The organism is Massilia eburnea, assembly GCF_009720745.1.
GTDB lineage: Bacteria > Pseudomonadota > Gammaproteobacteria > Burkholderiales > Burkholderiaceae_D > Rugamonas > Rugamonas eburnea.
Genome location: NZ_WNKX01000113.1, coordinates 1 through 244, shown reverse-complemented (window position 1 = coordinate 244; position 244 = coordinate 1). Strand labels below are relative to the sequence as shown.

Sequence of the window (244 nt, the reverse complement as noted above, 5' to 3'; positions counted from 1 at the left end):
TCAGGTGTGGAAGTGCAGTAATGCATTAAGCTAACTGATACTAATTGCCCGTACGGCTTGTCCCTATAACCTTGACGGTTATGTAGCACTTACCCGTGTTTGAGAACACTACCCCGCTTTTACTTCTTCCGGATTGTTGACAAGTCATGCCTGATGACCATAGCAAGTCGGTCCCACCCCTTCCCATCCCGAACAGGACCGTGAAACGACTCTGCGCCGATGATAGTGCTGCAACCAGTGTGAA

The 244-nt window shown here is 49.6% G+C and carries 1 rRNA gene; it reads left to right on the top strand.

The annotated features are described in order from the left end of the window. Positions 1-149 precede the first annotated feature (149 nt). Positions 150-244 (top strand): 5S ribosomal RNA (gene rrf / locus GM658_RS28775); the annotation flags it as partial.